This window comes from Gordonia malaquae (genome assembly GCF_037148075.1).
Lineage (GTDB): Bacteria > Actinomycetota > Actinomycetes > Mycobacteriales > Mycobacteriaceae > Gordonia > Gordonia malaquae.
This window is the reverse complement of the sequence record NZ_JBBCUB010000002.1, coordinates 861,094-883,883: the sequence shown is the minus strand read 5'-3', so window position 1 is coordinate 883,883 and position 22,790 is coordinate 861,094. Positions and strand designations below refer to the sequence as shown.

Sequence of the window (22,790 nt, the reverse complement as noted above, 5' to 3'; positions counted from 1 at the left end):
GGTCACCGCCTCAACAGGTTGGCGTCGTCGACGTTCGCGGACCGTCGTGTGCGGAAGATCGTCATGATGATCGCCAGTCCGATCACCACTTCGGCGGCGGCGACCACCATCGTGAAGAACGCGATCACCTGTCCGTCGAAGCTGCCGTGCATCCGTGCGAACGTCACGAACGCCAAGTTCGCAGCGTTCAACATCAACTCGACACACATGAACACCACGATCGCGTTGCGACGCAGCAGAACACCGGACGCTCCGATCGCGAAGATGATCGCGGACAGGTAGAGGTAGTTGGCGGGGTTCACTTCTCGACTCCGCTCGAAGGCCGGGGACTCGTCGAAGGCTGGGGACTCCTCGACGACTGGGGACTCAGCTGCGGGGCGGCGCGGCCCGACTCCGGGAGCCGAGGAGTGAGATTCCGATTGACCGAGAGCAGCGACGGGCTGCCGTCAGCCTGCCGGCCGGGCATGTCGACGGCGTTGTGACGTGCGTAGACGCCGGGTGCGGGCAGCGGAGTCGGGTGCCCGGTCTTGAATCGCTCGATGGATTGTTCGCGTTGTCCGCGGACGGGTGCTGTCGGACGCCGGTGAGCGAGGACCATCGCGCCGAGTGTCGCCGTGATCAGAAGGGCGCCGGTCAACTCGAACGCCCACAGGTACCGCACGAAGATCAGTTCGGCGAGCGCTCGGATGTTCTCGTTGCCCCCACCCGGCGACGTCCCGCGGCTCGCGTCGGGCGCACCGATGAAGGGAGCGATGGAGGCGGTGCCGATCGCCGCCACAAGCAGGATCCCGAATCCTGCCGACAGGCCGATCGCCACCAGTCGTTGGCCCCGGACGGCCTCCACCAGAGAGTCGGCGGAGTCGACGCCGATGAGCATCAGCACGAACAGGAACAGCATCATCACCGCGCCGGTGTAGACCACCACCTGCACAACACCGAGGAACAGCGCGCCCTGCATCACGTAGAAGACGGCGAGGATGATCATCGTCATCGCCAGAAATACTGCGGAGTAGACGGCTTTCGGCGACAGGACCACGCCGAGCGCGCCGATGACGACGATCACGGCGAGCACCCAGAACGTCACGGCCTCGGCGCCGGACGTCTCCATCAGCGGCGCGGCCGCGCTCACCAGACTCATCGCATGCCGTCCGGTCCGACGTCGCCCCGGTAGTAGTTCTCGGGTCGTGCGCCGTCGGCCATCGGGTGCGGAGGCGCCGTCATGTCATCACCCAGCGGTGCGAGAAGTCGGTCCTTCTCGTAGATCATCGACTCCCGACTGGTGCCGACGATCTCGTAGTCGCCTGTCATCGTCAGCGCTCGCGTCGGGCAGGCCTCGACGCAGAGGCCGCAGCCGATGCACCGCAGGTAATTGATCTGATAGACCCGGCCGTACCGCTCGCCGGGGGAGAAGCGTTCCTCGTCGGTGTTGTCCGCGCCCTCGACGAAGATCGCGTCGGCCGGGCACGCCCAGGCACACAGCTCGCAGCCGATGCACTTCTCCAGCCCGTCGTCGTACCTGTTGAGTTGGTGCCGTCCATGAGTACGCGGCAGCGACGGGCGTCGTTCCTCCGGATACTGCTCGGTGACCGGCTTGCGGAACATCGACGAGAACGTTCCGCCGAAACCTGCGATCGGCTTGAGACCGTCCGACATCACTCACTCTCCTTCGACTCGACGGGGCGACTGGCCGCGGCGAGGGCAGGCGAGAGGACGACCTGCCCCGGAAGCGGTGGAACGGGGAAGCCTCCGGCCATCGGGTCGAACGGTTCGGACGTCTCGACTCCGCTCGACGATCGGGGCGGGGCGCTCGGGGACCGGGACGCGGTGCCAGAGGTTCGGGACAGGCGAGCGATGGCGTATACGAGAAACCCGGTCACGAGCAGGCCTGCGGCGGCGAGCAGCAACGACGACGTCAGTTCCGAGGCTTCTCGGGTGGCCTGAGTGATGATGCCGACCACCAGCACCCAGCCGAGGGCGATCGGGATCAACACCTTCCAGCCGAGGTTCATGAACTGGTCGTACCGAAGGCGGGGAAGTGCGGTCCGCAGCCAGATGAACCCGAACAGGAAGATCCACATCTTGACCGTGAACCAGACCAGCGGCAACCATCCGGAGTTCGCGCCGTCCCACATCGACAGCGGCCACGGCGCCTGCCATCCACCGAGGAACAGCGTGGTCGCCAGCGCGGACACGGTGGCCATGTTGACGTATTCGGCGAGCATGAACATCGCGAACTTGAGGGAGCTGTACTCGGTGTGGAACCCGCCGACGAGCTCGCCTTCGGCCTCGGGGAGGTCGAACGGCGCGCGGTTCGTCTCGCCGACCATCGAGATCAGATAGATCACGAACGACGGGAGGACGAGCAGGACGTACCAGTGGTGCTGTTGCCCGCCGACGATCTCCGACGTCGACATCGTCGACGACAGCAGGAACACCGCGGCGAACGACAGGCCCATCGCGATCTCGTAGGAGATCACCTGTGCCGTCGAGCGCAGGCCGCCGAGCAGCGGATACGTCGATCCCGACGCCCACCCGGCGAGGATGATCCCGTAGACGCCGATCGAGGTGACAGCCAGCACGAACAACACCCCGACGGGCAGATCAGTCAACTGAAGGGGAGTGCGGTGGCCGAAGACCGACACCTCGGGACCCATCGGGATGACGGCGAAAGCGGTGATCGCGGGGACCACCGAGATGATCGGCGCCAGCAGGTAGATCACCTTGTCGACGCCGGCTGGAGTGAGCCCCTCCTTGAGTGCGAGCTTCACACCGTCGGCGAGGCTCTGCAGCAGGCCGCCGGGCCCGACTCGGTTCGGTCCGAGCCTGCGTTGCATGCGCGCCATGATCTTGCGTTCGGCGAGGATGCCGACGAGCACCGTGAGCACCAGGAACACGAAGATGCCGATCGACTTCGCGAGGATCAGCCACCACGTGTCGTGTCCGAAACTGTGCAGTGTCGGGAACACGGTGCTCGCCGCAGTCATCGTGGTGCTCCGATCTCAACGACGTCACCCGGGGTCGCGCCGAGCGTCGCGTGGACGCGGGAGTCGACGGAGTTCATCGGCACCCACACCACACAGTCCGGCATGTCCGTGATCACGAGAGGCAAGGTGATCGACCCTCGCGATGTCGACACCCGCACGTCGTCGCCGTCGACGACGTCCATGCTCGCTGCAGTGGCGGACGACAGTCGGGCCACGGCGCGGTGCGCGGTCCCGGCGAGATTCGGTTCGCCGTCCTGCATGCGACCGAGGTCGAGCAGCATCCGCCACGATGCGAGGACTGCCTCGCCAGGACCCGCAACCGGACCTTCGACAGGTGCGGGCGGAGCGGAGGCGTGACGTTCACCTCGCCACGCGCCGATGCGGGCGAACTCGGCGTGGATGCCCTCGGCGGTGTCGCATCCGAGGTCGATGCCGATCTGCTCCGCGAGTGCGTGGAGCACGCGGTGATCCGAGAGGGGGACACTGCCGGTCTCGACGGGCAGAGCAGTATCGAACGGTCGTGGCCGGCCCTCCCAGTCGAGGTAGGTGCCCGACTTCTCGGGTGCCGCCGCGACGGGGAACACGACGTCAGCGTGGCGAGTGGCGTCGCTGGCGCGCTGTTCGAGGCTGACGACAAACGTGGCCGACTGCAGTGCACGCGCGGCGTGTCCGGGGTCGGGGAGATCGTCGAGTTCCACACCGCCGATCACCACGCCGTCGAGGTCTCCGCTGATCAGAGCGTCGAGGATCTGCGACGTCGAACGACCGGTCTCGGCGGGTACGTCGACGCCCCAGATCTCGGCGATGTCGGCTCGGGCACGTTCGGATCGCACCGGTCGGCCGGCGGGCAGCAGGCCCGGTGCGGCGCCGACGTCGAGCGCGCCGCGCTCGCCGGATCGGCGGGGGATCCACGCGATCGGCGCCCCGGCAGCGGCTGCCGCGGTCAGGGCTCCCGGGCTCGTGGCGAGTCGTTCGCCGACCACCAGTACGGCACCCGGTGTCGTGAGGAGGCCGCGCATCTCATCCGAGCCGAGAACCTCCGCCTCGTGGCCGGGCACGCACGAGTGCAGGGTGGCCGACAACTTCTGTGCGCCGGGACTGCACCACGACGCGATCGTGTGCACCCGCTGACCGCGTGCGCGGACGGCTTTGCGCAGCCGGAGGAAGACGATCGGAGACTCCTCCTCGGGCTCGAGACCGGCGAGGACCACAACCGGTGCCGCCTCGAGATCGGCGTAGGTGACTCCGAGCCCAGTGCCCGCGACGTGCTCGGCGAGGAACTGCGCCTCCTCCCCGGAATGGGCCCGCGCCCGGAAGTCGACGTCCGACGTCCCGAGCACCACCCGTGCGAACTTTCCGTAGGCATACGCGTCCTCGACGGTGCACCGTCCGCCGAGCAGCACACCCGAGCGCGAGCCCGACGCCGCGAGACCGGCGGCAGCGGTGTACAGCGCGTGCGGCCACGACGCCGGGCGCAACACTCCGTCGTCGCCTCGGACGAGTGGTGAGACGATGCGGTCCGGCTCCCGGGTGTATGCGAATGCCCACCGGCCCTTGTCGCAGTTCCACTCCTCGTTGACCTCCGGATCGTCGCCCGCGAGACGGCGCAGCACCTTCCCTCGCCGATGGTCGGTTCGCTGGTCGCAGCCCGACGCGCAGTGCTCGCACACGCCGGGCGACGACACCAGGTCGAACGGGCGTGCACGGAAGCGGTACGCCGCCCCGGTGAGCGCGCCGACCGGGCATATCTGCACGGTGTTCCCCGAGAAGTACGAATCGAATGGCGCATCGGTGGTGGCCTCGGGGTCCGCTCCAGGCTCCCGATACGCGCTCACCTGCTGCAACGCTCCGCGGTCGGACAGGGCGATCAACGGGTCGCCCGCTATCTCGTCTGCGAATCGGGTGCAGCGTGCGCAGAGCACACAGCGCTCCCGGTCGAGGAGGATCTCCGACGACAGCGGGACCGGCTTCGTGTACGTCCGCTTCACACCGGCGAAACGCGACTCGGAGCGGCCGGCTGACATCGCCTGGTTCTGCAGAGGACACTCGCCGCCTTTGTCGCACGTCGGGCAGTCGAGCGGATGATTGATGAGAAGGAGTTCCATGACGCCGCTCTGCGCTTTCGCCGCGGTCTCCGACGAATGCTGCGTGCGGACGATCATTCCGTCGCTCACCACGGTGGTGCACGACGCCATCGGCTTGCGGAGACCTTCGACGTCGACGAGGCACTGGCGGCACGCGCCGACCGGGGCGAGCAGTGGGTGATCGCAGAATCGGGGGATGTCGACGCCGATCATCTCGGCGGCTCGGATCACCAGCGTCCCGGTGGGCACGGAGACCTCCGTGCCGTCGATGACGACGGTGACCTGATCGTCGGCCGCGGCTTCGGGCATCAGTGCACCCCCTCGTGGAAGACGGTCGACAACGCGGGATCGAACGGGCATCCCCGGCCGTCGAGATGAGCGACGTACTCGTCGCGGAAGTACTGCAGCGACGACGTGATCGGGCTGCCGCTGCCGTCGCCGAGCGCGCAGAAACTCTTGCCGACGACGGTGTCGGTGGTGTCGGTCAGCAGGTCGAGGTCTGCTTCGGTGGCGTCACCGTTCTCGATGCGCTGCAGGATCTGGACCAGCCAATAGGTGCCTTCGCGGCACGGCGTGCATTTGCCGCACGACTCGTGTTTGTAGAACTCGGTCCACCGAAGCACAGCGCGGACCACGCATGTCGTCTCGTCGAAGAGCTGGACGGCCTTGGTACCGAGCATCGAACCCGCCGCGCCGACGCCTTCGTAGTCGAGGGGCACGTCGAGGTGCTCGGCGGTGAACATCGGCGTCGACGAACCGCCCGGTGTCCAGAACTTGAGCTCGTGGCCGGCGCGGATCCCGCCGGCGCGGTCGAGGAGTTCGCGGAGGGTGACGCCGAGCGGCGCTTCGTACTGGCCGGGCCGCGTGACGTGGCCGGAGAGCGAGTAGAGGGTGAAACCGGGTGACTTCTCGGTCCCCATAGACCGGAACCAGTCGACGCCGTTGCGCAGGATCGACGGGACGCTGGCGATCGACTCGACGTTGTTGACCACGGTGGGGCTCGCATACAGGCCGGCGGTGGCGGGGAACGGAGGACGCAGGCGTGGTTGGCCGCGGCGTCCTTCGAGCGAGTCCAGCAGCGCCGTCTCTTCGCCGCAGATGTAGGCGCCCGCTCCCGCGTGGACCACGAGGTCGAGACTGAATCCGGACCCGAAGATGTTCCTGCCGAGCAGACCGGCCTCATAGGCTTCGGCCACTGCGCCGCGCAGTCGCCGGATGACTGAGGCGACCTCACCGCGCACGTAGATGAACGCATGACTCGCCCGGATGGCGTGCGCCGCGATGATCACGCCCTCCACCAGCATGTGCGGCGACGCCAGCATCAGCGGCATGTCCTTGCATGTGCCGGGCTCGGACTCGTCGGCGTTCACCACGAGGTAGTGCGGCTTGGCCGACGGCTCGCCCTGTGGGATGAACGACCATTTCAGCCCGACCGGGAAACCGGCGCCGCCGCGCCCGCGCAGACCGGACGCCTTGACGAGCTCGATCACGTCATCCGGGGTCATCGCCAGCGCAGCCTTGAGCCCCTGGTAGCCGTGTTGACGGACGTAGTTCTGCAACAGCCACGACTCGTCGTCGGACCAGTGCTTGGACAGCACGGGCGCCTCTGCCGCCTCCGCGCCCGGGGTGGGCTGGTCGATGACGATCACGACGCACCTCCGGGTTGCTCCGGGACTCCGGCGAGGAGACGTGCGGTCTGCCGGAACGTGCACAACGCCGGTGCGCCGCGGCTGGGGGCGGGCGGTTGTCCGGCCTGCAGATCGGCGACGAGGCAGGCGGCGGACTCCGGTGTCTGGGCGTCGAAGAACTCCCAGTTCACCATCACGACGGGCGCATGATCGCAGGCTGCGTTGCACTCGACGTGCTCGAGCGTGACCGAACCGTCCGGGGTCGTCTCGCCAGGGGCGATGCCGAGCCGCTGCGTCAGATCCGCGAGTATCGCGTCCCCGCCCATCACCGCGCACAGCGTGTTCGTGCACACTCCGACGAGGTATTCACCTGTCGGTTGCTGTCGGTACATCGAATAGAACGTCGCGACCGATGCGACCTGCGCGGTGGTCAATCCGAGACGGTCGGCGCAGAACGCGACACCGGCCCGGGTGAGGTAACCGTCGTTGCTCTGGACGAGGTGCAGGAGCGGCAGGAGCGCCGACCTCGACTCCGGGTAGCGCGCGACGATGTCGTCCGACTCCGCGGTCAGCGACGCCAGCACATCGGTCGGGTAGTCCGCCGGCCCGTCGAACGAGATCGGGGGAACGGGCTCCGACGTCGTGAACATGATCGGAACGGTCCGAGAAGGTGTGCTCATCGGTCGACGCCTCCCATCACGGGGTCGATGCTGGCCACCGCTGTGATCACGTCGGCGATGAGGCCGCCTTCGCACATCGCGGCCACGGCCTGGAGGTTGGTGAACGACGGGTCGCGGAAGTGGACGCGGTACGGGCGGGTGCCGCCGTCGGACACCACGTGCACACCCAGCTCTCCCCGCGGCGACTCGATCGAGACGTAGCACTGTCCCGCAGGCACTCGCATGCCCTCGGTGACGAGTTTGAAATGGTGGATCAGCGCCTCCATCGACATGCCCATGATCTCGGCGATGTGCTCGGGGGAGTTGCCGAGTCCGTCCGGCCCGACGGCGAGATCGGCGGGCCACGCCAATTTGCGGTCGGTGACCATCACCGGTCCCGGTTCGAGCTTGTCGATGGCCTGTCGGACGATCCTGATGGACTGCCGCATCTCCTCGATGCGGATCAGGTACCTGCCGTACGAGTCGCAGGCGTCGTCGGTGACGACGTCGAAGTCGTAGTCTTCGTAGCCGCAGTACGGCGCGGTCTTGCGCAGGTCGTGCGGCAGGCCGGTCGAACGCAGGACTGGTCCGGTGACGCCGAGTGCCATGCATCCGGTGAGGTCGAGGAAGCCGACTCCCTTCGTGCGGGCCTTCCAGATGTAGTTCTCGGTGAGCAGTGCCTCGACCTCCGCGATCTCGTCGGGGAGAGCGTCGAGCACGGCGAGGATCTTCGGAATCACACCGTCGGGCAGGTCGGCGGCCACACCGCCGGGTCGGATGTACGCGTGATTCATGCGCAGTCCGGTGATCTCCTCGAAGAGGTCGAGGATCTTCTCGCGGGAGCCGAATCCGAGGAACATCGGCGTCACTGCACCGAGCTCCATCCCGCCGGTCGCCAACGCCACGAGGTGCGACGTGATGCGGTTGAGCTCCATCAAGATCACACGGATGACGGTGGCTCGCGCGGGGATGTCGACGGTGATGCCGAGCAGCTTCTCCACGGCCAGGCAGTAGGCGGCCTCGTTGAAGAACGGCGACAGATAGTCCATCCGGGTCACGAAGGAGACCCCCTGCGTCCAGGTGCGGAACTCGAGGTTCTTCTCGATCCCGGTGTGCAGGAAGCCGATTCCGCAGCGCGCTTCGGTGACGGTCTCGCCTTCGATCTCCAGGATCAGGCGCAACACACCGTGGGTGGACGGGTGCTGCGGGCCCATGTTGACGACGATCCGCTCGTCGATCTGGGCGGCTGCCGCACGTTCGGCGACGGCGTTCACGACGTCCTCCCAGTCGTTGCCGGTGACGGTGAACGCGGTGGAGTCGGAATGAGTGGTGCCTGCCATCAGCTGTACGACCTCCGCTGGTCGGGCGGCGCGACGGTGGCGCCTTTGTACTCGACGGGGATGCCGCCGAGCGGGTAGTCCTTGCGTTGCGGATGGCCCTCCCAGTCGTCGGGCATCTCGATGCGCGTCAACGACGGGTGGCCGTCGAAGATCAGTCCGAAGAAGTCGTACGTCTCGCGTTCGTGCCAGTCGTTCGTCGGGTACACGCGGAAGAGGGTCGGCAGATGCGGGTCGGCGTCGGGCGCCGTCGTCTCCAAGCGGGCCGTCCGGTTGTGGGTGATCGATCGGAGCGGGTAGACGGCGTGCAGTTCACGACCCGCCTCCTCGGGGTAGTGAACGCCGCTCACGCCGAGGCACAGCTCGAACCGCAGTGACGGCTCGTCGCGCATCGTCGACGCGACCGCAGGCAGATTCTCTCGGGTCACATGGATCGTCATCTCGTCGCGGTAGACGACGATCTTCTCGACCGCCGCGTCGAATGCGATGCCACGCCGACCGAGGCCTGCGGCGAGTTCGTCTGCGACCTCGTCGAAGTAGCCGCCGAACGGCCGTTCCGAGCTGCCCGGCAGGTTGACCTGTGCGATCATCCGACCGTATCCGGATGTGTCGCCGGTGCCGGAGGCGCCGAAGAGGCCGTGGCGGGCGCCGATGAGTTCGCCGCTCATCGCAGCAGCCCGGTGAACTCGATGGTCGGTTTCGCCGACAGTGCAGCCTGCTCGGCTGCGCGGATCGCCTCCTCGCGGTGCACTCCGAGCGGCATCTGCCCGATCTGTTCGTGGAGCGTGAGGATCGCGTTCAGCAGCATCTCGGGCCGAGGAGGGCAGCCGGGCAGGTAGATGTCGACGGGCACCACGTGGTCGACGCCCTGAACGATCGCGTAGTTGTTGAACATCCCGCCGGACGACGCGCAGACGCCCATCGCGAGGACCCATTTCGGTTCGGCCATCTGGTCGTAGATCTGGCGGAGAACGGGCGCCATCTTCTGGCTGACACGGCCTGCGACGATCATCAGGTCGGCCTGACGGGGCGACGCGCGGAACGCCTCCATGCCGAACCTCGCGAGGTCGTAGCGGCCGGAGGTGGTCGCCATCATCTCGATCGCGCAGCACGCGAGCCCGAAGGTCGCGGGCCAGAGGGAGCCTTTCCGCATGTACCCGGCGAGCTTCTCGACGGTCGTCAGCATCAGTCCGCCGGGAAGCTGTTCTTCGATTCCCACAGTTTCTAATCCCACCTGAGTCCGCCGCGGCGCCACTCGTAGGCGTACGCGACGGACACGTTGACGATGAAGAGTGCAACGGCCAGGAGGCCGAACCATCCGAGGGTGTCTGAGGCGACGGCCCACGGGTAGAGGAAGACGATCTCGATGTCGAAGATGATGAACAGCATGGCCGTCAGGTAGTACTTCACCGGGAAGCGCTGGACCATGTCGGCGGCGGGCGGAAGAGGTTCGATTCCGCACTCGTACGCGGCGAGTTTGGCGGCGTTCCGACGCTTCGGGCCGACGATCGACGCGATCACCACGGACACGATGGCGAAGGCGGCGGCGATCGCGCCGAGAACCAGGATCGGTGCGTAGACGTTCATCCGCGTTAGCCTCCCCACTGTGTGACTTGAACCACACCATACGCACGGAATGGTGTGTGCCGTGGGCGCTTTCGGCTTAAACCGAGGTGAACACCGCTTCCAACGCGAACGCCGGGTCGAGAGTTGTGGACACGTTCGCCGCGGTGACGAGGGCGGCCACCAGGGCGCACATCAGGAGGGTCGCGACGTAGGCCCTGGACACGATGGCGGCGCGCATCGAGGCGTGGTGTCGCGACCGCCACGCCCGGACTGCGAGGACGGCGAGAACCAGGGTGGCGACGCCGGCGAGGACTGCCATCACGAGGTGGTAGCGCCCGAAATCGTCGACCAGCGCCGATACGTCGGCCGGGTGCGGCGAACCCGCGGGTACGGCCGACAACAGCGACGAACGCGGAACCATCGTGCCCTGCAGGTTCGCCAGCAGGATCACCGCCGCGAGGCCGGTGAGGAGCGTGGATCCGATGATGGACGCTGAGGCCGCGGCGTCCACGAATCGGAGCCGGCCGCTGCGTGCCGAGAATCGCCGCGCGAGAGTTCTGGAGAGTTGGACCGCGACGATGAGAAGCAGTGCTGCGAGCACGGCCTTCGCTGCATGGAAACGCGACCAGTATGCAGCGAGGTCGTCGAGAGGCGGCGTCGAACCGGCCCAGAACGACGCGAATGCATCGCGCGACGCTGCGGGGAGGTCGCGTTGCGCGGCTGTCGCGCCCGCGAGCAGAGGCGGCGCGGTGAACACAGCGACTGTCAGCAGTGCTGCGATTCCAGCGAGCAGTCCGAGTCTCGTGCGGCCGTCGCCTGCACCTGCGGAAACCGGCGAGGTGAGAGTCCACCGTGGGCCGGTCGTGTCGGACCGGTGTGCAAAGGCGAAGGTCATCCGCCCATCATCGCAGCAGGTCGACCAGCGTGCGGGACAACCGCATCGGATCCACCGGCACCTGCGCGACGGCGTCGGCCCGTGACCAGTCGGCCAGCCACCGGTCGGCTTCGCGGGCCACCAGCACCACCAACGGCGGGCACGGGCTGTACTCGTCGCGGATCTGTTTCGCCATGCCCATGCCTCCGGCGGGGGAGGCCTCGCCGTCGAGGATGGCCACGTCCACCGTCCCGCTGTCGAGATGGGACAGCAGCATCGGCGCGGTGGCGACTTCGACGTACTCGAGGTCGGGCAACTCCGGGTGCAGGCGCTCGCCGAGCGCCCCGATCACCTGCTCACGTGTGCCTGAATCGTCGGAGTACACGACGACGCGCAGAGTCACCCGTTCCTGTGTCGTGCTCACGAGTCCGACAGTAACTCAGCCGACCGCGCTTGTTCCGCCCATCGTGCAGTTCCCAGGGATCACGAAAATCGCGACCTGGCATGAACGTAACGCCGAGGTGCGTTTCGTCCGCCACCCTCACGTGACTTCTGCGGCACAACGTTCACAATCGAACGTCTAGGTCTTGTCGAGTACCTGGACGCCGGCGCGGGCGAGGCCGCGGTGGTCGTAGTACCAGTTGACGCCGACGCCGAGTGCGACGCCGATGGCGAGGCCCGCGACTGTCATCCATAGACCGTGCGTCAGACCCGCGCTGCCGCGAGCGTCGAAGTAGAGGATCGCGCGGATGCCCATGTACACCTGGTGCAGCGGTTCGAACGACGAGAGCCACGCGAAGAATCCGGGGACCGCTTCGATCGGCGTCGTCGCGCCTGCGGACGGCAAGCCGAGGAAGATGAACACGAACATGTTGATCAGCAGGCCGATGGTGCCGAACGCCGACACGACGGCCAGCGCGGTGACTCCGACCGCGGCTGCGGCGAGCGAGCTGAACAGCCACAACGTCCACGGATGATCGATCGGCATGTCGAGTGCGGTCGCGATGCCGATGTACACCGCGGATACGGCGAGGCTGGTGACGACCATGATCGCCCACTTGATCAGCAACACCCTCAGCCGGGTGAGTCCGATGGCTTTGCGGACGATGACCCGGGGACCGATCTCCGACGGGATGTAGCCGAGAGTCGAGTCGACGAGCGAGTTGATCAGCATCGCACCGGTGAAGCCCGCGAGCAGCACCAGCAGGGCGAAGTAGAACGCCGACAGACCCATGCCGGTGCCGGTAGGCAGGGGTTGGAATGCCGTCGTGACGATGTCGATCGGTGCAGACAGCACGATCGACGCCGTGCCGGTGATGGTCAGCGGCGGGACGGCGGCTGCAGCCTGCTTCGTGACCGCGGCGGTCAGCTGCTGACCGAGCTGCTTGTTCATCTCGGCGAGCGCTTCTTTGCTCAGAGCCGTGACGAGAGAACTCCCGAGCGTTCCGGACTGAGGATTCGTGTACACGATGATCTGGGGACGTTCGACGGCGTTGGGCGTCACCGACCCTTCGGCGAGCGCGAGTGTTTTCGCCGTGAAGTCCGCCGGAACTCGGATCGCGCCGTAGACCTTGCCGTCGCGCAGCTTCTCCTGCGCGTCATCCCAGCTCAGATCCTCGAGGGAGACCTTGTCGGGGTCGACCTTCTCCTTGACCGTCGCCTCCATCTGGGCGCCGAAGTTCTGCTGTGCGCCGGTCGGGTCGACGGCGCCCTCATCGTCGTTGACGACGGCGATCGGGAACGACGTCAGGCTCCCCACCGGGTCGAGGATGCTGCCCAGATACAGGCCTGCCATCGCCGACATCGCCACGAGCACTGCGATCACCGGCGCGATCCACAGACGCCACGAGCGGAGGACTCCGTCCCTGTCGTCGGTCTCCACGACAGGCTCGTCGGTCGGCGGCTGGGGCTGATCTGTTTCGGCGTCGGTCACGCATCGATGGTAATTGCAACGCATCGCAACCCTGGAGCGGATCGGGCTGTCGCTCCTACCGTGTCGACATGAGAGCAGCGCGATACCACGACAGAAACGACATCCGCATCGAAGACGTAGCCGAGCCGCCGGTGCAGCCGGGCACGGTGGCCATCGACGTGGGGTGGTGTGGCATATGCGGCACCGACCTGCACGAGTTCCTCGAGGGGCCGATCTTCATCCCGCCGTCCGGCTGCCCGCACCCGATCTCAGGGGAGTCGGCGCCCGTTGTCATCGGACATGAGTTCTCCGGGACGATCACCGCACTCGGCGAGGGCGTCACGGATCTCACGGTGGGGGAGAACGTTGTCGTTGAGCCGTACATCGTCGGCGAGGACGTCGACACCGGCCCCGGCGAGGCATATCAGCTGTCGAAGGACATGAACTTCATCGGACTCGGCGGCCGTGGGGGCGGACTGGCGGAGAAGATCGTCGTCGAACGCCGCTGGGTGCATCCGATCGGGGACATCCCCCTCGACCAAGCCGCGCTCATCGAGCCGTTGTCGGTGGGTCATCACGCCTACGTCCGCTCGGGTGCGCGGACCGGCGACGTCGCCGTCATCGGAGGAGCCGGACCGATCGGGTTGCTCACCGCGGCGGTCCTCAAGGCCGAAGGGCTCACGGTGTACATCTCAGAGCTGTCCGAGGCGCGTAAGCAGATGGCGCGGTCCACGGGTGTCGCCGATGACGTCCTCGATCCGCGCGACGGCGACGTCGCCGAACGGATCCGGGAACTCACGGGCGGTCGAGGCGCCGACGTCGGCTTCGAATGCTCATCGGTGCCGGTCGTCCTCGACATGCTGCTCGACGCGGTGCGCCCGGGAGCGGTGATCGTCAATGTGTCGATCTGGGGCCACAAGCCCGAGGTCGACATGCCGAAGCTGGTGCTCAAGGAGATCGACCTCCGCGGAACGATCGGCTACTCCAATGATCATCCGGCGACCATCGCGCTGGTTCAGTCGGGGAAGATCGATCTCGCGCCGTTCATCACTGGCCGTATCGGACTCGACGGCCTCGTCTCCGAGGGCTACGACCAGCTGATCAACAACAACGAACACCACGTGAAGATCATCGTCGACCCGCGGGCCTGACAGGCGGTCTACAGTTGGCGGGTGACCGAGACCGAATCCGACAGGCCGGGCGATCTGAACACCGCGACCACTCGTTCCGCAGCCGACACGGTGCGGTCGATCGGAGCGCTGAGCTGGTCGATCATCGGTGTGGTCATCCTGGTTGTCCTGACAGCCGCCGCGATCAGCGCGATCAGTGGAATCGTCGTGCCGCTCATCATCGCCACGATCCTCGGAATTGTTCTGGAGCCGGCGGCTGCGGTGCTGCGCCGACGTCGGGTTCCTCCGGTCGTCGCAACACTCCTGGTGATGCTCGCGGCCGTGGTGGTCGCCGGAGGTCTGGTCGCCCTCGTGGTCTTCGGCATCGTCGATCAATGGTCGCAGATCTACGACCAGCTGATGGTCGGGTGGAACACGCTGCTGGAATGGTTGCGCGATCACGACCTGGACACCGCGGCGGCAGAACACCTTCGAACCGCTGTCGCCGATTACGCGCCGCAACTCGGCCAAGGTGTCCTCGGCGTCGTGACCAGCACGTTCTACGGACTGCTGTCGTTGATCCTCGGGACGTTCTTCTCGTTGTTCTTCTTGTTCTTCGTGCTGCGCGACGGCTACCGGTTCCCGGCGTGGGTCGCGCGGGCCGGACTCGACCCGATCGAGGTGTCGGCCGTCGCGGACCTCTCTCGTCAATCGGTGCGAGGCTACTTCTCGGGAACGGCGAAGACCGCGGTGATCACGGCGCCCATCTTCATGATCCCGATGCTGATCCTCGGTGTCCCGCTGCCGATTCCGATCTTCATCCTGTACTTCTTTCTGTCCTTCCTTCCCTACGTCGGCGCCTGGCTCACCGGTGCGGTCGTCGTGCTGATCGCGCTCGGGTCCGGTGGGACAACGGCGGCTCTGATCATGCTGGCGACGTTCATCGTGTCGAACGGATCCGTGCAGAGCGCAGTCAGTTCGTGGGCTCTCGGTACGTCGCTCAAGATCCACCCGGTGCTCGTCCTGCTGTCGACGATCATCGGGGGAGCGATCGCAGGGATGATCGGCATGGTCCTCGGACCGCCTGTCGTGGCTGCGACGGTCAAATCCGTCGCCGAAGTCCGACGTCTCAGAGCGGCGAGCACTACAGGCTGAGCCCGGCGAGCGACTCGGCGAGGTAGCCGTCCTCGACCCGGTTTCCGGGCAGGTCGAGAGCGCGCCGGTACGCGGCCGCGGCGGCGTGGTGGTCGTCCAGCTCGACGTAGGTCAACGCACGCGCGATGTGGAAAGGGCGGTAGCGGTCGAGGGCCGGATCGTCGGCGAGGCCGTTGAGATGAGCGATTCCGCGCTGCGGTCCGAACGCGCGTCCGATGGCGACCGCCCGTCCCACGCGGACCACTGGCCCGGGATCGACCGCCTCGAGGAGCCGGTAGAGGACTGCGATCTGCGGCCAGTCGGTGGCCGACGCAGTCGGGGCCTCGGCATGCACTGCGGCGATCGCGGCCTGAATCGCATACGGTCCGGCGTCCGGTCGTGACGCCGCCTGCTCGGCGAGGGAGGTGCCCTCCGCGATCAGGGAACGTTCCCACCGGGTGCGGTCCTGGTCGGCGAGGGGCACTGGGCGACCGTCGACGTCGATCCTGGACGGCCGACGGGCCTGCGTGAGGATCAGGAGTGCGAGCAGCCCCGTCGTTTCGGAGCACGGGAGGAGGCGGTGCAGGATCCGGGCCAGCCGGATCGCCTCGTCGGTGAGGTCGTCGTCGACGTGGCTGTCTCCGGTCGACCTGGCGAATCCCTCCGCGAACAGCAGGTAGACCACGCGTAGGACGCCAGGCAGTCGATCCGGGAGATCGCCGTGGCGCGGTGGCGTGAACGGCACCCCGAGCGCGCCGATTCGCTTCTTGGCGCGCACGATCCGCTGCTGCGCGGTTGGGACCGGAAGCAGGAGCGCGTGCGCGACCTCCGCCGTCGAGAGGCCTGCGACGAACCGCAGGGTGAGGGCGATCCGGTCCTCAGCCCGTAGCACGGGGTGCGCGCACGCGAAGAACATGCCGAGCCTGTCGTCGACTATCGGCGCTGGGTCGGGGCGTTCGCCGGGGTCCAGGAAGTCCGGCGGGATCGGGGATCTGTCGGCTTCGACGTGCATGCGCGCGAGCTTGCCGGTGAGAACGTTCGCCCGGCGAACGACGTCGAGCGCCCGATGTTTGGCCGTGGTGGTGAGCCAGGCGTCGGGAATGTCCGGCACCCCCGTCGTCGGCCAGGTGGTCATCGCCTGGGTGATCGCGTCCTGCAGAGCGTCCTCTGCGAGGTCGAGATCCCCGAACCGCCTCGTCAACGTCGCGAGGAGGCGGCTCCGGGTCTCTCGGTCGATCGCGGCGACCGCCCGCCGCGTCACATCGTCCATGACCGTCGGGTCAGTACGGGGCGAGCGGACGGATCTCCACGTGCCCACCGGGCGCCGATCCGGGGCTGCGCCGAGCCCACGCGATCGCCTCGTCGATATCGGCGACGTCGATGATGTAGCCACCACCGACGAACTCCTGGACTTCGGCGAAGGGCCCGGACGCCGCGATGACGCGGTCGCCTGCGTCGTCGCTGTGGACGTAGACGCGCTCGTCCTCGAGGGCGAACGAGCTGACGACCACCCCGGCGGCGGTGATCTCCTCGTCGAAGGCGAAGAACTCCTCCGGAGATGCCCCGCCCTCCTGTCCGCAGTCGGGGTCGGTGACGTGGCCCATGAGAAGCAGTGCGTACTTCATGTGTCCTCCTGTTGATCTCGCTCAGTGAATGTGACTGAGGTGCATGTCGTCGGGCCGAGCGGCTCGACACCATGGTGACGGACGGGACGGCTCGATATCGACAGGGTCGGAGAATCTCTTTTCGGCAGTGTCAGGCGAGGACGGCGCCGACGCCGATCGCGGTGACGACACCCGCGACCAGCACCGGAACACCGAACCGCACGAACTCCCTGGTGGAGTAGCCGATCGGGCCGATCACCATGAGATTGGTCTGGTGACTGTACGGGTTGAGGAACGTGAACGAGATGCACGTGCCGACGAGTGCCAACAGCACCACCGGACTCATTCCGACGTCGTGAGCGATGGCGATCGCGACAGGGGTCAGAATCGACGCTGCCGCGGCGTTGGAGATCACGTTGGTGAGAATCGTGGTCGCCACCGCGAAGACGACCACCACCAGCAACGACTTGCCGCCGACGAGGTATCGGATGGCCTCGGCGAGGGTGTCGGCGAGCCCGCTCGACAAGACGATCGCGCCGAGACCGACGGATCCGGCCAGTGTGAACAGCACCGGCCAGTCGAGGGCCCGCCCGGCGGATCGCGGAGACAACACTCCGGTGAGGACCATGAGCATCGCGCCCGCAACAGACGTGTACTCGATCGGGGCCAGGCCTGCAGACGCCGTCCCGACCACGACGGCCAGGATCAGCAGAGCCTTCCAGGTGTTCTTCGGCTGCGGTGCTCGGCTGGTGGCCTGCTGCCACAGTGCGACGAAGTCGCTGTCCGCAACAACGTGAGCGGACGGCGCCGACAGATAGCAGGTGGCTCCCGGGACGAGCGGAGTGCGGCGCAGCGAGACGTCGGTGCGCGCGGCGATGACCGTGATGTCGTCATCGGTCATGTCGTTGAGAGTGCCGACCTCGCCGGTGTTCACCGAGACGGTGTACAGGCGCTCCGGTTCGAGACCGAAGTGGGGGCTCGACCAGATCGCTGGGATGCCTGCTTCGGTGGCGTGGTAGATCAAGATGTCGCCGGACTCGATCGTCGTGTCGGGTGCAAGGTACTCGCCGTCGCGTTTGACGTAGTCGAGAACGTAGTCGCGGGCGGTCGCCATTCCGACCGAGTCCGCCGTCCTCCCGAGCACCACGGCACGTTCGCCCACCGGGATCTCCACCCGCCAGTCGAGCCCGGCAGGCTCGCCGTCGCGGTTGCCCGCGAGCATCCGTGGCGCGGTCACCGCGATGACGATGATTCCGACGATCGCGACCGGCAGCGCCACGATCCCGAACGACACCATGCCCATCTCGACGTCGCTGTCACCGGCGATGCCCGCGATCAGCAGATTGGAGCTGGTGCCGATGAGAGTGATCGATCCGGTGAGCGTGGTCAGGTGCGCGATCGGCAGCATGATCTCGCGTGCGGGGATCGAACGAGTCTGTTCGAGTTGCCTGCTGGCCGGGATCAGCATGGCGACGATCGGCGTCGTGTTCATCAAGCCCGATGCGACGCCGACGGGCAGCGCGAGGCGACGGAACGCCTGGCCCGCGGAGTTCACCGTTGCGAGCAGGCGTTGTGTCACGCGGGAGACCACGCCGGTCTTGACGACACCCTTCGCGATGACGAGCATCGCGCCGACCGTGATGACGCCGCCGTTCGACAGGCCTGCGAACAGGTCGCTGCGCGGTGCGATCCCGATGAGTCCGGCGATGACGATGGCCGATCCCAGTGCGATCACCGGTTTCACCCACCCCGCCGTCATCACGACCAAGGTGGCGATCACAAGAACAGCGGCGACCCATTGCACTGGAGCAGAATTCCGGCTCTGTTCGGGTCGTCTGCCCGTCGACGGCGAGGGGAGTCAGGCGTTCAGTGCGGCGGTCGCCTCGGAGAGCGTCATGACGTCGGCCATGGTCACCGCGCCATGGCCGCTGTGGACGGCCGCACGCTCGGCGGCGAGGGCGGTCAGCACACCGGTGGCCTCAGATTGACCGGCCCCGGACGCCGAGCGCTCCGTGCCGGTGCGTCGATTGCGGGCGGCGACGTGCCAGCGGTCCGATCCGATGGGCGGGACCCACCGCAGTGTCGGGCGCAGCACGGGGATCCGCGCCACGAGGGCGAGCGACGACGTCATCGGCGCAGAGGTCAGGGTGAAGTAGGTCCGGACCGTCGGACCGCCGTCGCCGCTGAGCAGAACGTGGTCGGGGAAGTCGGCACGCAGATAGCGTCGCATCACTCCGTCTGGTCCGGTCGCCCGGACGGACTCTCGAAGGTTGATCACTCTGCCCGACTCCGGGGGCGCGAACACGTCGGACCCGATGAGGCCCTCGGTCCATTCCACTGCGGCCGCGCCGTGCTTCTCGCCTGCGCCGAGCATGACGAACACGTCGACGGCGTCACCCGGAGCGTCGACGACGTCTGACACGAGCAGCGTCGAGAGGCCCGGTGCCAGTCCTGCGCCGAGGACGACGAGCCCCACGGCGGACCGTCGGAGGTCCGCCAGGTACGACCCGGTGGCCGAGATGTCCACCAGCGGTGTGTCGCCGACCGCTGTCGCCAGGTCGGCTCGCTCCACCCCGGACGTATTGATCACGACGTCGTGGTCGATCGCCGACTCCGACAAGGTGTCGAGATCACCGTGCAGGTCGACGGGCGTGTCGCTGGAGCGGCTGGCGACCGTCACCGAGTGTCCGGAACGTTCGAGTTCGCGACGGACGACAGTGCCGACGGCGCCTCGTCCTCCGAGTAGGAGTGCTTTCACGAAATCCCTCTCCAATCAGCGTCGCAGGGTCTGTTTCATTGTGTCTCACGGGCAACGTCGAGGCTGTCTGGGCAGGTCGGAGACGTGCCCATTGCAATATGCAGGTATTTACCTGCATTATTGGAGGGTGGATGCGGACCTCGTCTTCAAAGCGCTCGCCGACCCAGGTCGACGTCGCCTGCTCGACATGCTTCATGAGCGTTCCGGCTTGACGCTGGGGGAGTTGTGCGACGGCCTCGACATGAGACGGCAGTCGGTCAGTCAACATCTCGCGGTGCTCGACGAGGCAGGGCTGGTCACATCGATCCGAGACGGTCGCCGCAAGCTGCACTACCTGAACGCCGTACCCATCCACGAGATCCAGCAGCGCTGGATCTGGAAGTTCGAAGAGCCGACGCTGGCGGTCCTCGCCTCCGTCAAACGACACGCAGAGGAGAGTTTCATGACCACGGAGCAAGCGGGTCCAGTTCCCGACTACGTCTACACCACCTACATCCGGGCCACTCCGGACCAGGTCTGGGACGCGCTCACCGATCCGGAGATCACGGCTCGGTACTGGGGTCACGCGCAGACGTCCGACTGGCAGGTGGGCAGCCGCGTCGATCACGTCCGCATCGACGGTTCCGGCACCGTCGATGTGACGGGTCGCGTGATCGAGACCGATCGGCCCACGAGGCTGGTGTTCGGTTTCGGTGATCCCGCCGTCGCGGATGATCCCGACGCAGAGATCAGCGTCGTCGCATTCGACATCGAGCAGGGCCGCGACATCGTCAAACTCACTGTCACGCACACCAACCTGCAGAGCGCGAACGACCTGCGCGACATCAGTCAGGGGTGGCCCGCCGTGCTCGCGAACCTCAAGACGCTCCTGGAGACCGGCGACGTGCTCCCTCAGGAGCCGTGGACATTGGAGTGAGTGTCACGCACGGTGCTCGTGGCCGCGCTCGGCAAGCCGTTCCTTGACCATGACGGTCACGAACCGGACGCCGAGGCCGAGAAGGATCAGGGAGCTGGCCATCTGCAGACTGGTGACGATCCGAGCACCCTGGGTGATCGGCACGATGTCGCCGAACCCGGTGGTCGTGAAAACGGTGAGGCAGTAGTAGATCGCGTCGACCCGGGTGAGGGGTTCGGCGAAGGCACCGGGCGAATGCACGCTCATCAAGAAGTACGACGCCGAGAAGACGATGAGGTACAACGAGAAGCCTGCGGCGAGCATCTCGATCGCCGTCTCGACAGGTCGAGTCGAACGGATGAAGTGCCGCACCTCCCATGTGCACACGGCCAGGACGGCGAGACATCCGATCACGAGCGCACCCGGCGACGGCTCGCTGGGGAGTGCGAAGTAGCCGGCCAGGAGGACGATCATCGCGCCCAACGGGCGAAGCAGTGCCGGCCATACACGCCGGTTGTCCGACGCGGGCTCGTCCGTACGGGTCATCCACTGAACTGTTCCACAGCTCGGGCCAACGGCGTGAACGAAAGAACGCCCGACCGGAAATTCCGGTCGGGCGTTCTGTTCGGGGTGGCTGACGGGACTCGAACCCGCGACAGCCAGGATCACAACCTGGTGCTCTACCAACTGAACTACAGCCACCATCGGCGCGGATTCCCAGTGTTCACACACTGTTGGCCGGGCCAGGGTCATACTCTAGCCGGTTTCCACCGATCATGGCCAATCGGTTTCTGACCAGCGTGTTTCCAGGCGTCAGGCGGGACCGAGGTCCGAGACGATCTTCTCGAGTGTCTTCGAGTCGGGGCCGGGGGCGGGCACGAACGCCGCCGCACGGTAGTAGCGCAGCTCCAGAATCGACTCGCGGATGTCCGCGAGCGCACGGTGCGCCAGACCCTTCGGCGGCTGCCCGAAGTAGATCGCGGGGAACCAACGACGGGTCAGCTCCTTGATCGAGCTCACGTCAACCATCCGGTAATGGAGGAACGAGTCGAGGCGCGGCATGTCCCGCGTGATGAAACCGCGGTCGGTCGCGATCGAGTTGCCCGCGAGCGGAACGGTGCCGGTCGCGCTCACGTGTTGGCGGAGGTACGCCAGAACCATCTCCTCGGCCTCGGCGAGGGTGACGGTCGACGCGCGGACCTCCTCTGTGAGCCCCGACTTCGCGTGCATCTCGGTGACGACGTCGGGCATGTTCGCGAGCGCCTCGTCGTCGGCGTGGATCACCACGTCGACGCCTTCTCCGAGGATGTTCAGGTCACTGTCGGTGACGAGTGCGGCGATCTCGATGAGCTTGTCCGAGCCCAGATCGAGGCCGGTCATTTCACAGTCGATCCATACGAGTTTGTCTTGCACGGTGTCGACTGTAGTCGCCGAAGGCTAATCGCCCTCGCCGAGCTTGCCGTAGAAGCCGCCGACGATCGGCGCGACGATCGCTCGCGGGGAGTACCCGCCTGCTACGGACATCGCCTTCGACAGGGTGCCTGGAACGACGCGCATCTTGTTGCGGGCGAGGGCGTCCAAGCTCATCTCGGCGACCTTCTCCGACGAGTGCCAGAGGAAGTCGGGGACCATCTTGTCGACGATCGACTGATCCTCGGGAGCGGGCGTCTGGGTACGGACGGGCCCGGGCGCAAGCAGCGTCACGTGCACACCCGTGCCCTTGAGTTCACCGCGCAATGATTCGCTGAACGTGTTGACGAAGGCTTTCGTCGCGGCGTACGTGGCGTTGTTCGGAATCGGCATGTTGCCGGCCGCCGAGCCGACCATGAGGATGCCGCCGGTGTTTCGTTCGATCATCTGCGGCAGGACAGCCAAGGTCAGGTCGTGCACGGCGACGGCGTTCAACCGGACCTGGGCGCGCTCGTATGCGGCGTCGAGTTCGGCGATCGGACCGAACGTCGCGATTCCCGCGTTGTTGCACAGAACCGAGACCTGGCGGTTCGAGAGTTCGTCGCAGAGCACGCCGACCGCGTCCAGATCCGACAGATCCACGGCGCGCACCTCGGCCTCCACCGCAAAACGAGAACGCAGTTCGGTGGCCAGCTCTTCGAGGATCTCGCCGCGTCGAGCCACCAGGATCACCGAGTGACCGCGGGCGGCGAGGGCCCTGGCGAGCGCCATGCCGATTCCGGATGATGCGCCGGTGACGACAGCGCGGGCGGAGGCAGAGGGAGGTACTGGCATGG

At 66.7% G+C, this 22,790-nt stretch carries 24 protein-coding genes and 1 tRNA gene; 3 read left to right on the top strand and 22 right to left on the bottom strand.

Annotated elements, in window-relative coordinates; translation table 11 throughout:
- Positions 1 to 2: 2 nt before the first annotated feature.
- From nuoK to WFK36_RS11190, 14 genes are all read right to left on the bottom strand, one after another.
- Positions 3 to 302, bottom strand: a complete 300-nt coding sequence (nuoK, locus tag WFK36_RS11255; protein ID WP_008378915.1) for an NADH-quinone oxidoreductase subunit NuoK — start codon at positions 300 to 302, stop codon at positions 3 to 5.
- Positions 299 to 1,138, bottom strand: coding sequence for an NADH-quinone oxidoreductase subunit J (locus tag WFK36_RS11250; RefSeq protein WP_336791712.1), 840 nt, complete (start codon positions 1,136 to 1,138; stop codon positions 299 to 301). The genes nuoK and WFK36_RS11250 overlap by 4 nt, the downstream gene beginning before the upstream one ends.
- A complete protein-coding gene (gene nuoI, locus WFK36_RS11245) occupies positions 1,135 to 1,653 on the bottom strand; it encodes an NADH-quinone oxidoreductase subunit NuoI (RefSeq protein WP_336791710.1) in 519 nt (172 codons plus the stop codon). Before nuoI ends, WFK36_RS11250 begins: the two co-directional genes overlap by 4 nt.
- A complete protein-coding gene (gene nuoH, locus WFK36_RS11240; RefSeq protein WP_336791709.1) occupies positions 1,653 to 2,984 on the bottom strand; it encodes an NADH-quinone oxidoreductase subunit NuoH in 1,332 nt (443 codons plus the stop codon). The genes nuoI and nuoH overlap by 1 nt, the downstream gene beginning before the upstream one ends.
- Positions 2,981 to 5,377, bottom strand: a complete 2,397-nt coding sequence (locus WFK36_RS11235) for an NADH-quinone oxidoreductase subunit G (RefSeq protein ID WP_336791708.1) — start codon at positions 5,375 to 5,377, stop codon at positions 2,981 to 2,983. The genes nuoH and WFK36_RS11235 overlap by 4 nt, the downstream gene beginning before the upstream one ends.
- A complete protein-coding gene (gene nuoF / locus WFK36_RS11230; protein ID WP_336791707.1) occupies positions 5,377 to 6,717 on the bottom strand; it encodes an NADH-quinone oxidoreductase subunit NuoF in 1,341 nt (446 codons plus the stop codon). Before nuoF ends, WFK36_RS11235 begins: the two co-directional genes overlap by 1 nt.
- Entirely contained in the window at positions 6,714 to 7,376 is a 663-nt protein-coding gene (gene nuoE / locus WFK36_RS11225) for an NADH-quinone oxidoreductase subunit NuoE (RefSeq protein ID WP_336791705.1), read from the bottom strand. The genes nuoF and nuoE overlap by 4 nt, the downstream gene beginning before the upstream one ends.
- On the bottom strand, positions 7,373 to 8,695 hold the full coding sequence (nuoD, locus tag WFK36_RS11220) for an NADH dehydrogenase (quinone) subunit D (RefSeq protein WP_336791704.1): 1,323 nt from the start codon (positions 8,693 to 8,695) through the stop codon (positions 7,373 to 7,375). The genes nuoE and nuoD overlap by 4 nt, the downstream gene beginning before the upstream one ends.
- A complete protein-coding gene (locus WFK36_RS11215; protein WP_336791703.1) occupies positions 8,695 to 9,360 on the bottom strand; it encodes an NADH-quinone oxidoreductase subunit C in 666 nt (221 codons plus the stop codon). Before WFK36_RS11215 ends, nuoD begins: the two co-directional genes overlap by 1 nt.
- Positions 9,357 to 9,911 (bottom strand): NuoB/complex I 20 kDa subunit family protein, encoded by a 555-nt coding sequence (locus WFK36_RS11210; protein ID WP_008378934.1) that lies wholly within the window; start codon positions 9,909 to 9,911, stop codon positions 9,357 to 9,359. Before WFK36_RS11210 ends, WFK36_RS11215 begins: the two co-directional genes overlap by 4 nt.
- Before the next feature lie 5 nt (positions 9,912 to 9,916).
- Positions 9,917 to 10,279 (bottom strand): NADH-quinone oxidoreductase subunit A, encoded by a 363-nt coding sequence (locus WFK36_RS11205; protein WP_008378935.1) that lies wholly within the window; start codon positions 10,277 to 10,279, stop codon positions 9,917 to 9,919.
- Between the two features lie 76 nt (positions 10,280 to 10,355).
- Entirely contained in the window at positions 10,356 to 11,153 is a 798-nt protein-coding gene (locus WFK36_RS11200; RefSeq protein WP_336791701.1) for a hypothetical protein, read from the bottom strand.
- 7 nt (positions 11,154 to 11,160) lie between these two features.
- Positions 11,161 to 11,556: a hypothetical protein gene (locus tag WFK36_RS11195; RefSeq protein WP_336791700.1), complete on the bottom strand. Its 396-nt coding sequence runs from the start codon at positions 11,554 to 11,556 to the stop codon at positions 11,161 to 11,163.
- A 156-nt stretch (positions 11,557 to 11,712) separates the two neighbouring features.
- A complete protein-coding gene (locus tag WFK36_RS11190) occupies positions 11,713 to 13,065 on the bottom strand; it encodes a YhgE/Pip domain-containing protein (protein WP_336791698.1) in 1,353 nt (450 codons plus the stop codon).
- Positions 13,066 to 13,133: 68 nt separating this feature from the next.
- Here WFK36_RS11190 and WFK36_RS11185 point away from each other — a divergent pair, with 68 nt between their 5' ends.
- The gene (locus tag WFK36_RS11185; RefSeq protein WP_336791697.1) at positions 13,134 to 14,195 is read left to right on the top strand and encodes a 2,3-butanediol dehydrogenase; all 1,062 of its coding nucleotides are present in this window, start codon (positions 13,134 to 13,136) and stop codon (positions 14,193 to 14,195) included.
- Positions 14,196 to 14,216: 21 nt separating this feature from the next.
- Positions 14,217 to 15,308 (top strand): AI-2E family transporter, encoded by a 1,092-nt coding sequence (locus tag WFK36_RS11180; protein ID WP_336791695.1) that lies wholly within the window; start codon positions 14,217 to 14,219, stop codon positions 15,306 to 15,308.
- On the opposite strand, the gene WFK36_RS11175 is transcribed toward WFK36_RS11180, so the two are convergent.
- The 4 genes from WFK36_RS11175 to WFK36_RS11160 all read right to left on the bottom strand — a co-directional run bounded on the left by WFK36_RS11175 (position 15,298) and on the right by WFK36_RS11160 (position 19,649).
- The gene (locus WFK36_RS11175) at positions 15,298 to 16,557 is read right to left on the bottom strand and encodes an RNA polymerase sigma factor (RefSeq protein ID WP_336791693.1); all 1,260 of its coding nucleotides are present in this window, start codon (positions 16,555 to 16,557) and stop codon (positions 15,298 to 15,300) included. The two genes, WFK36_RS11180 and WFK36_RS11175, sit on opposite strands and share 11 nt — an antisense overlap.
- Before the next feature lie 10 nt (positions 16,558 to 16,567).
- On the bottom strand, positions 16,568 to 16,912 hold the full coding sequence (locus tag WFK36_RS11170) for a YciI family protein (protein WP_336791692.1): 345 nt from the start codon (positions 16,910 to 16,912) through the stop codon (positions 16,568 to 16,570).
- A gap of 130 nt (positions 16,913 to 17,042) precedes the next feature.
- The gene (locus WFK36_RS11165; protein ID WP_336791691.1) at positions 17,043 to 18,695 is read right to left on the bottom strand and encodes an SLC13 family permease; all 1,653 of its coding nucleotides are present in this window, start codon (positions 18,693 to 18,695) and stop codon (positions 17,043 to 17,045) included.
- Between the two features lie 54 nt (positions 18,696 to 18,749).
- Positions 18,750 to 19,649 carry a Rossmann-fold NAD(P)-binding domain-containing protein gene (locus WFK36_RS11160; protein WP_336791690.1) on the bottom strand — a complete coding sequence of 300 codons (900 nt, stop codon included), beginning with the start codon at positions 19,647 to 19,649 and terminating at the stop codon, positions 18,750 to 18,752.
- 127 nt (positions 19,650 to 19,776) lie between these two features.
- Between WFK36_RS11160 and WFK36_RS11155 the strand changes: the two genes are divergently transcribed.
- Positions 19,777 to 20,565 (top strand): ArsR/SmtB family transcription factor, encoded by a 789-nt coding sequence (locus tag WFK36_RS11155; protein WP_336791689.1) that lies wholly within the window; start codon positions 19,777 to 19,779, stop codon positions 20,563 to 20,565.
- 3 nt (positions 20,566 to 20,568) lie between these two features.
- Here WFK36_RS11155 and WFK36_RS11150 read toward each other — a convergent pair whose 3' ends face one another.
- The 4 genes from WFK36_RS11150 to cmrA all read right to left on the bottom strand — a co-directional run bounded on the left by WFK36_RS11150 (position 20,569) and on the right by cmrA (position 22,788).
- Positions 20,569 to 21,090 (bottom strand): potassium channel family protein, encoded by a 522-nt coding sequence (locus WFK36_RS11150; protein ID WP_336791688.1) that lies wholly within the window; start codon positions 21,088 to 21,090, stop codon positions 20,569 to 20,571.
- Positions 21,091 to 21,173: 83 nt separating this feature from the next.
- Positions 21,174 to 21,246, bottom strand: a tRNA-His gene (locus tag WFK36_RS11145).
- Between the two features lie 111 nt (positions 21,247 to 21,357).
- Positions 21,358 to 21,957: an oligoribonuclease gene (orn, locus tag WFK36_RS11140; RefSeq protein WP_205331466.1), complete on the bottom strand. Its 600-nt coding sequence runs from the start codon at positions 21,955 to 21,957 to the stop codon at positions 21,358 to 21,360.
- A 24-nt stretch (positions 21,958 to 21,981) separates the two neighbouring features.
- Positions 21,982 to 22,788, bottom strand: a complete 807-nt coding sequence (gene cmrA / locus WFK36_RS11135; protein ID WP_008378306.1) for a mycolate reductase — start codon at positions 22,786 to 22,788, stop codon at positions 21,982 to 21,984.
- Positions 22,789 to 22,790 lie beyond the last annotated feature (2 nt).

Coding starts and splice junctions, on each gene's coding strand:
- WFK36_RS11250 (WP_336791712.1), bottom strand. CDS start 1,138: ATGAGTCTGGTGAGCGCGGCCGCGCCGCTGATGGAGACGTCCGGCGCC.
- nuoI (WP_336791710.1), bottom strand. CDS start 1,653: ATGTCGGACGGTCTCAAGCCGATCGCAGGTTTCGGCGGAACGTTCTCG.
- nuoH (WP_336791709.1), bottom strand. CDS start 2,984: ATGACTGCGGCGAGCACCGTGTTCCCGACACTGCACAGTTTCGGACAC.
- WFK36_RS11235 (WP_336791708.1), bottom strand. CDS start 5,377: ATGCCCGAAGCCGCGGCCGACGATCAGGTCACCGTCGTCATCGACGGC.
- nuoE (WP_336791705.1), bottom strand. CDS start 7,376: ATGAGCACACCTTCTCGGACCGTTCCGATCATGTTCACGACGTCGGAG.
- nuoD (WP_336791704.1), bottom strand. CDS start 8,695: ATGGCAGGCACCACTCATTCCGACTCCACCGCGTTCACCGTCACCGGC.
- WFK36_RS11215 (WP_336791703.1), bottom strand. CDS start 9,360: ATGAGCGGCGAACTCATCGGCGCCCGCCACGGCCTCTTCGGCGCCTCC.
- WFK36_RS11205 (WP_008378935.1), bottom strand. CDS start 10,279: ATGAACGTCTACGCACCGATCCTGGTTCTCGGCGCGATCGCCGCCGCC.
- WFK36_RS11200 (WP_336791701.1), bottom strand. CDS start 11,153: ATGACCTTCGCCTTTGCACACCGGTCCGACACGACCGGCCCACGGTGG.
- WFK36_RS11185 (WP_336791697.1), top strand. CDS start 13,134: ATGAGAGCAGCGCGATACCACGACAGAAACGACATCCGCATCGAAGAC.
- WFK36_RS11175 (WP_336791693.1), bottom strand. CDS start 16,557: ATGGACGATGTGACGCGGCGGGCGGTCGCCGCGATCGACCGAGAGACC.
- WFK36_RS11170 (WP_336791692.1), bottom strand. CDS start 16,912: ATGAAGTACGCACTGCTTCTCATGGGCCACGTCACCGACCCCGACTGC.
- WFK36_RS11150 (WP_336791688.1), bottom strand. CDS start 21,090: ATGACCCGTACGGACGAGCCCGCGTCGGACAACCGGCGTGTATGGCCG.
- cmrA (WP_008378306.1), bottom strand. CDS start 22,788: ATGCCAGTACCTCCCTCTGCCTCCGCCCGCGCTGTCGTCACCGGCGCA.